The organism is Rhodopirellula sp. JB055, from assembly GCF_043100905.1.
GTDB lineage: Bacteria > Planctomycetota > Planctomycetia > Pirellulales > Pirellulaceae > Rhodopirellula.
In genome coordinates, this window is record NZ_JBICHO010000278.1 from 1 (window position 1) to 6,925 (window position 6,925).

Genomic DNA, 6,925 nt, shown 5'->3' on the forward strand with positions numbered 1-6,925 from the left:
TCTTTTTTGGTTTGGGGCGGGGGCGCCGCGCCCTTCCGGGGCTACACACCCCCGCACTCGGCGCCCCGACCACTACGATCAATCCTAACCATTAGCTGTGACAGATCCTTATCGGGATCGAAACAAGTTGCTGGTTAGCACCTCGGTGACCATCGTTTGCAAGCCGCCGCCGTCCACTTGAACGCGGTCCAAGATGTCATCGATCTCATATTGATCCGCGCGTTCCATGTGGCGTCCGGTCGAGTAAGCCAGCAGCTTTTCAATCAAACTTCGCGTGAATTGCTGTTGCCGGGTTTCCAGCAATTTCTCTTTGAAGTCGGCAAAATTTGTGAACTCTTCCCCGGAAGGGAACTTGCCCGTCGCATCAATCTTGGCTGCCGTGCCTTTTCCCTTCGCCTTCGGATACTTGATTCGCCAGCGGCCGATCGGATCAAACGTCTCCAAGGCATATCCCAAAGGATCGATATTGCGATGGCAGACCGCACACGTTTTGTCTTGGCTGTGTTTTGACAATCGCTCTCGAATCGTCGTCGATCCACTCACATTGGCATCAATCGTCGGCACATCATCCGGTGGTGGAGGAGGCGGCGTTCCCAAAATGTTCTCCAACACCCACACACCGCGAGTCACCGGTGAAGTGTCAACACCATTCGCACTGACCGTCAGCACGCCCGCCATGCCCAACACGCCACCACGCTGACGATTTCCCGCGAGGCTGACACGCTGAAACCCATCGGCCAAACGCATCGAGTCCTTCTCAGGCAGCCCGTAGAGTTTGGCCAACTTTTTGTCGACGAATGAATAGTCGGCGTCCAACAAATCTGTTGCTGGCCCGTTCTCATCCAGGAGATGCCGAAAGAACAAACGTGCCTCTTGCTTCATGGACTCAGGAAGGTTTTCGGCGTAGTAAGCAGGAACGGCTTTTCGTGGCGGAGGCAAATTCCCGATGTCACGAAGGCTCAACCAGCTATCCAAAAAGCCGTTCACAAATTCATTCGCACGTTCCGAACGCAGCATTCGCTGGACTTGCTTCTTCAACACAGCAGGATCAGCCAACTGCCCTGACTCAGCCAAATCAAAAAGCTCTTGATCCGGAGGTGCGGCCCACAAAGCGTAGGAAAGTCGCGAGGCCAGATCGTAGGGACGCAGCAGTGTTTCTTCTTCCGGTGTGATCTCGCTGAGATACAGAAACGACGGCGAGCAAAGGATCATCTTCAACGTATCCAGCGCCGCCTGTCGTGGCGTCGCATCCTCTGACAACCGTCGCGTGTACATCGCCGCGATCCGATCACGGTCCGATTGATCCAGCGTCCGACGGTAGGCTCGTTGCCCGAACGCGAATAATTGTTCCAGTGCGTGATCCTCTTGAAAACCTCCGCTTCCAAAAACGGCGCGCTCTTCGGCGCTGCCATGGGGCTCTTCCACCGGCCCTCGGATCTTGACTTCGCCGATCCGAATGTGCGGCAACTTTCCTTCGCGAAGAAGCGAGGTTCGACTGACACCAACCTTCGGCGTTTTGAACTCATCCTTGTAGCGTCGATTCACCTCGATCACCGAAGCCCGTGACTCGTAGGGCCCATTCGGGAAAATGAATCGAGGCGTCTGTCCGGCTTCGAGCCAAACGCGAAACGGCAGCCACTCCGGTTGCTCATCCGGAACGATAGCAGTAGCCAAAATCGGCTCGATCGCTTGCGGGTAATGAATGTGCCCCTTGGTTGCATCACCAGGAACGACCGCGATTTGAAAGGGTTCCGAGAAGTCGATCCGAAAGATCTTGGGATCGTAGTGCGTGTCGCGATGCATCGCTTGGGCATTCACCTCGATGTCATAAAGCCCGGACACGGGGACGCCTTCGAGGAAGTCTTCAATGTGCCCGTAACCACCTTGTCGTGTGTCGGTGTTGGGTTGCTCATACAGAGCCAAGTACTCGAATTGGAATACGGTTCGGTGAGCGCCCGTCAGCTCTTCGTACTGCTGAAAGTTGTCGGTGAAGTGCCACGATTTGGGATCCATCTTTGGCTTTCCGAGCCGCGTCTCAACCAATCGCGAGGCCGCCTGAAAATACTGGTCCAGCAAGAATCCTGAGGTCACCAACGACTCACCAATGGTGTCGATGTGGTGACTGGTGTTTTCTTTTGGAAAGTCAGCGGTCAACCCCAAGGTATCGACGCGACGCCCAAACAACGTTGCCAGAGTGACTTCGTATTCGCGATTGGACAGCCGACGCATCACGGTCCGTCCCGTTGAGCCAGAGACCAAATTGCGGGCTTGCTCAACGCCCGCTCGCAACGTTTTCAGCAATGCCAAGCGTTCTTCGTCGGTCGGCTGCGAGGATTCCTCTGGAGGCATCGATTTCAAAGTCACCTGATCGATGATCTCATCGGTCGTGATCAATTGTTGCTCGGAAGAAATCGGCAGTTTGAACGACTCGAACTCTCGTTCCCCTTCGGCCGATCCGCTGTCGTGACACTCCAGACAGTATCGCCCCAAGAAGTCCGCCACGACCGAAGCGTCGTCCGTGTCGGTTTCGTTCGCGAAAGCGACGGGCGTGGGAGACAGAAAGCCTGCGCACAAAATCGTGAGCAACACAATGGGTCGCAACACAATGGGTCGCAACGACCGATTCTTGAATGCCTGAATCATCGTTACGAGAAAGTCCCCGTGCTGGTGCCAAAGGAATCCGTTTCCACACCCATCTTCTGAGCGATATCGACAAACAGATTGCACAACGGGACTTGCTTGCGAGTGCCAGCTCCAGCCTTCTTGAATTCACCGCGTCCGTAACCACCGCCAGCCAACACGATTGGCAAATCCGTGTTTGTGTGAGAGTTGCCGTTGCCCATCCCGCTTCCAAACAGCACAGCAGTCGAATCGAGCAGCGTTTGACCCCCGTCCTGCATTCCTGCCAGACGCGTCAAGAACTTCCCAAACTGTTGCAATTGGTAAGTTTCCAGCGTGATCAGATGTGCGATCGTTTCCTCATCATTACCGTGATGCGAAAGACTATGATAGGACTTGTCGATCCCCAGATTCTGCGGCAAGAAACTGCCGCCAATTTCCAAGGTTGCAATGCGTGTTGAGTCGGTCTGCAACGCGAGTGCAATCAGCTCGTACAACATGGGTAGGTCGTCCACCGTATTGGTGTCCGCCGGTTTATCAAACGGAGCGTCGGGCTTTGGCTGATCCGCCCAACGCTTGCGGACTTCGAGTTGTTTTTCCACTTCGCGAATCGAGCTGAAGTACTCGTCCAGCTTGGATCGGTCTTCTTGATTGACGCGTTTCGAAAGTGCCCCCGCCTCTTCCGTGATCGAATCCAAAATCGACGCTTGAAGGGCGTTCTCATTGATCATCTGAGCCCGTCGTTGTTTTGGCTCGGACACGAACAACCGCTCAAACAACTCGGCGGGTCCAGTGATCGGCGGCACTCGCACGCCTGATTTGGTCCATGACATTTGACAACCGCCATGAATGCCTCCTTCGGACCCCACGGTCAACGATGCAAACCGAGTTTGTTTGCCTATCTCATCCGCGATGTATTGGTCAATCGTCACATTGCCGTCGCGACGATTCTTGGATTCATGGTGAAGCACGCCCGACAGAAACGTGTGGACCGCAAAGTGCCCACCGCGAATGCCGTGATCCAAACCGCGATAGACGTTGATGTGATCGCGGTTTGCCGACAATGGCTTCAGCAAAGTGGTCTCTTCAAATTCGCGTCCGGGCGTTTCCGGAAAAAAGTGTTTTTGCTGGAAGCCAAGCAGGTTCCCGACGGCAACAAACCGACGAGCCTCCGTGCCTGCGCCGCGTGTCGACCGAACCGGCGAATTGCGATCATCCGCTTTCGCGACCAGCGATGGCAATCCGGGCAGGGCCAGCGACCCAGCGAGGGAACGAATGACAAAGCGACGCCGGCCGAGATTCTTTGGTTCTGACATATTCATATTCTACTCGAATCGTAAAAGTGAAACTCAACAGCCGGTCATCGTCGCGAAGCAAAATCCGCCTCACTGCAACTCGGCTCGCAAGCCCTTCATCAGCTACTCACGGACCTTGCGAGTGAATTGGTCTCGGACAGTACCGTCTTCCAACAAACAAGTGCCCTGCAACTCGTCTTGGGTGAACTTCAAAACGAAAACGTGGTTGCCTTGATCGGCCATTCCTGGTGATTCCAGGAACCAACGGTCAGTCTTGGGAGTTCGCTGCGGCACGCCCAAGCCTCCTTCGCCGATGTACACCACGCCGGTTTCGTCCAATTTTTCATCGCGGATGGGAACGGTGCGTTTGATGTTGTGCCCATCCGCTTCGCAGACCAAATCCACGTTGTATTTTTCAAACAACGGCACCCAACTCTTCAAACCTGAACCCGGTGTTTTGACTGCCGGGTAAACGGGTCGATGGTACTGAACGACCAACCAACGATGAGTCGAGCGTGATTGTTTCAATTCCGCCTTCAACCACTGTGCCTGATCGCCCGCGGTGCTGGTTTCGGAATTCAACGTCGTGAAACGAACCTCGGGACCGATGTCAAACCCGTAGTAATTCAGGTCGCCCTCGGGAAAGCCAAAAATTTCATTGAACGGTTTGCCTTTATCATGGTTGCCACGAGCGGGGATGATCGGCAGCAACCGGCCATCCGGTCCGGTCGTCAATTCATGATCCGACAACCACATCGACCAAAGTTCCATCTTGGTGCCCGTGACGATGTAATCGCCTCCGTGAGCAAACGCCAAAATGTCATCCGTCAGATCATCGTTCTCATACGATTCCGCGACCAAGTCGGCGATCACTTTGTTCATCCGCCGGCGTGCGTCTTGATCCGACCGAGAATCGCCCCCGTGCAAAAGACTGAATTCGCGATCAGTTGCCGGAGCCGTCACGAAGTAGAACAGGGGCGACTCATTTCCGTCGCTGACCATCTGGACTTCGTAAGCCGTCGCCGGCTGCAAATCCGTCAGGTGAACGTGATGGTAGTACGCCTCGAATTCACCGCCGGTGTAACGTCCGGAGGTGGCCAACTGTTCCGCGGGGCTTACGTCGCTGCCTCGGACGCGGAACCGAACGGAGTGCGAACTTCCGGCCTCTATGGTGCTCCATGAAACGGTGGCTTTGGTGGCAGGATCAGCGGTCCAACTGACTCGCCATTGGGCTGGCTGGGTGCCGGTCAGAGGAGCGTCCGCTCGCACAGCATCGCTTCCAAGCAGCAGGCTGCAAAAGACGCCCAGAACCAGCGTGCGCGTACATTTCCTAAGTTTCATCTGCGGGTTGGGCCAATCGGTGGGTGGGGGTGCGTGAGCGACCGCTAACGGCAGCAAACGCGGTGGGAGAGCGTAGTCTACATTCTACTCTCTCGAGCCACCAACCTCCAAACGACCAGACACAGGAAACTCCATGCAACCTGCTCGCGGGGTCATTCGTTCATGAATTTCGCGTCGACCGCAGTGTTGAATTGCCGCAAAACCTCGTCGCAGGTGTGGTTTTCGAACTCATAGTTCCAAGGTTCGATATACCGCATCCCCAGCTCTTCCGCCTGTTTGAACACGGTGTTGTAGTCGTTGTTTGCAAATCGATTCCGTTGGTCCGAACGCCCGATCACCTGACCGTAGAGATCACCTTCGTAGTTCTTCAGAATCGAAATCAGGTTGCCTTGGTAGGTCGTCTTGCCTGAAATCCACCACATGCCGATGCCCACGCGGTTTTCATACTCGGGCTTCTGAAATTCTCGGATCAGACGTTCGGGGATCTCAGTGCTGCGAAACAATTCGTGCACTTCAAACGCAACCGCTTTTCCGGGAAATGCGTCGAGCACGCTTTGTGTTGCCTCGGTGGATGCCTTGAGCCAGACATCACCAAATTTTTTCTCAGCGTCCCGATCCCTGGAGTTGATCCCCGCAGCACGCAGCAGCGTTTCTGACGGGACGCCATTGAAATGACCTTCGGTACCATTGCTGGTCATCTGCGGAACGTAGACCATTTTCAAACGATCGGTCCGGTATCGCTTGCCGACGGCCTGCAACATTTCTTTCAAACGTTGCTGCACGACCGGGTCCCAGTACTTTGGCATCTCGACCGGGTTGCCTCGAAAATTCATCGAGAAGGTTTCCACCTTCAGATCATTGACCAACCAACTGGGCGAGAGGGAAGTGGGACGTCTCCCTCGTCGAGCGAAGTTCGGTCGCGAACGAGTGTTTGCGCGAGCGTCGGTCGATGCCCAACCTCCATGAATGGCGAGCGTCCAGTTCATGTTGGGTTTGAGAAGACGCACCTGTTCCTCAATCCGTGTGAAATTGAACTGCCCTGGCCTGGGTTCGATTTCGCTCCAAGTGACCCGAACAAGCCCGCCTCTCATGTTTGGATTTTGAACGGCACCGCGAGTGATCACACTGGCGTAAGTACCGGTTGGCTTTTCAACTTCCTCTCCCCAGGCTTTTTCGCCCACCGCAGACGAGACGACGAACGATGAGAAGAGCAGCAGCGGAAGTATGTTTCGAGTGTTCATAGTGATATGAACGGCCGAGACAAGCGAAAGTTCCGGCCACACCGACCGTAAAAAATCAAGCTGCCCCATCCAGTGAACATGCTTGCGCCGTCGTCCCCGACGCTACCTTCGCGTCCACGACCAGTGAATCAAGATAGCGAGAGGTACGCCGCCATTGGCGATTCGAATCCAAGTCTCTGGCCAAGCGTCCATGCCCAAAGCCGTCATTCGACTTGCCGCTGTCACCAGCCCCCAAACCACCATGTAAAACGCTGCCGCACGTGAACGAAATATCAACAAAGCCAAAGCGACAAGGATGTCGAGGATGCCGATCACGACCAGAATTCTTTCCACGCTCGCTTGGCGGAATCCAAACTCGGTCCACTGCATGTCCGACAACAGGATCAGATCGATGAACGGAGCGTAACAAGCGGATCGGAAGAGCACACG

The 6,925-nt window shown here is 55.1% G+C and carries 4 protein-coding genes and 1 pseudogene; all 5 read right to left on the minus strand.

The genetic code is table 11. From position 1 onward, the window contains the following. Positions 1-108: 108 nt before the first annotated feature. The gene (locus ACF8AM_RS11255; RefSeq protein ID WP_392555733.1) at positions 109-2,607 is read right to left on the minus strand and encodes a DUF1592 domain-containing protein; all 2,499 of its coding nucleotides are present in this window, start codon (positions 2,605-2,607) and stop codon (positions 109-111) included. Between the two features lie 38 nt (positions 2,608-2,645). After that, on the minus strand, positions 2,646-3,941 hold the full coding sequence (locus ACF8AM_RS11260) for a DUF1552 domain-containing protein (RefSeq protein WP_392555730.1): 1,296 nt from the start codon (positions 3,939-3,941) through the stop codon (positions 2,646-2,648). Positions 3,942-4,037: 96 nt separating this feature from the next. Next, entirely contained in the window at positions 4,038-5,255 is a 1,218-nt protein-coding gene (locus tag ACF8AM_RS11265; RefSeq protein WP_392555731.1) for a purple acid phosphatase family protein, read from the minus strand. A 152-nt stretch (positions 5,256-5,407) separates the two neighbouring features. Then, positions 5,408-6,496 carry a hypothetical protein gene (locus tag ACF8AM_RS11270; RefSeq protein ID WP_392555732.1) on the minus strand — a complete coding sequence of 363 codons (1,089 nt, stop codon included), beginning with the start codon at positions 6,494-6,496 and terminating at the stop codon, positions 5,408-5,410. A 102-nt stretch (positions 6,497-6,598) separates the two neighbouring features. Beyond that, positions 6,599-6,925 (minus strand): annotated as a pseudogene (locus ACF8AM_RS11275) (hypothetical protein); the annotation flags it as partial.

Coding starts and splice junctions, on each gene's coding strand:
- ACF8AM_RS11260 (WP_392555730.1), bottom strand. CDS start 3,941: ATGAATATGTCAGAACCAAAGAATCTCGGCCGGCGTCGCTTTGTCATT.
- ACF8AM_RS11265 (WP_392555731.1), bottom strand. CDS start 5,255: ATGAAACTTAGGAAATGTACGCGCACGCTGGTTCTGGGCGTCTTTTGC.
- ACF8AM_RS11270 (WP_392555732.1), bottom strand. CDS start 6,496: ATGAACACTCGAAACATACTTCCGCTGCTGCTCTTCTCATCGTTCGTC.